This is a genomic window from Pseudoalteromonas sp. T1lg10 (genome assembly GCF_002964545.1).
Classification (GTDB): Bacteria; Pseudomonadota; Gammaproteobacteria; order Enterobacterales; family Alteromonadaceae; genus Pseudoalteromonas.
Window position 1 is genome coordinate 1 of sequence record NZ_PQBV01000036.1, and the last position, 976, is coordinate 976.

The window sequence follows — 976 nt, forward strand, 5'->3', positions numbered from 1 at the left end:
TCGGTGACCGTGCCTGTGTTCCCGGCAGCGTCGGTCACTGTCATGGTGACGGTCAGTTCACCGTCGGCGAGACCTGAAAGGTCTTGCCCAGTGACTGTCAGGTTGCCGTTGCTATCCGTGCTGATCGCCGAGCTCGGTACCGTGATCGTCGTCACGCCATCACTGATGGTGATGCTGTCGACGGTGGCACCGGCTTCAACAACGCCAGAAAGGGTCACGTTGGTCGCCTCACTTGCGCTAACTAGCTCATCGCCGCCGTCGTTGAACGCAATGCTGTTCGCACCATCGCCCGTGGTTGGCGCGCTGGTGTCAATAACTAAGGTGCCCGTGGACGTGCCGCTGTTACCCGTCGCATCGGTGGCGGTCACGGTCACCTGGTAGCTTCCGTCCATAAGCGCTGGTAAGGTGTCGTCCACCAAGGTCCAGGTGCCGTCGCCATTGTTAGTGGCGGCGTAATCCACACCCTCAACGGTTACCACTATGCTCGCCTCTGGATCATCTATGGTGCCGGTCAAGGCTGGGGTGCTGTCATTGGTGGTGTTATCGTTGATGGTCACCGAAGGTGCACCCGTATCCAAGGTGGTGGTATCGGTGACCGTACCTGTATTCCCTGCGGCGTCTGTCACTGTCATGGTGACGGTCAATTCGCCGTCGGCGAGGCTTGAAAGGTCTTGCCCAACGACGGTCACGTTGCCGTTGCTATCCGTGCTGATCGCCGAGCTCGGAACCGTGATCGTCGTCACGCCATCACTGATGGTGATGCTGTCGACGGTGGCACCGGCTTCAACAAGGCCAGAAAGGGTCACGTTAGTCGCCTCACTCGCGCTCAATTGTTCATCGCCGCCATCGTCGAACGCAATACTGTTTGCGCCATCACCTGTGCTCGGTGCGGCCGTATCCAGGGTGGTGGTATCGGTGACCGTGCCTGTGTTCCCGGCAGCGTCGGTCACTGTCATGGTGACGGTCAGTTCACCGG

Annotated in this window: 1 protein-coding gene; it reads right to left on the reverse strand. The window is 59.7% G+C overall.

The window, feature by feature from the left end:
* On the reverse strand, positions 1 to 976 hold a 976-nt coding region (locus tag C2M17_RS08680; protein WP_199776011.1), incomplete at both ends, for an Ig-like domain-containing protein.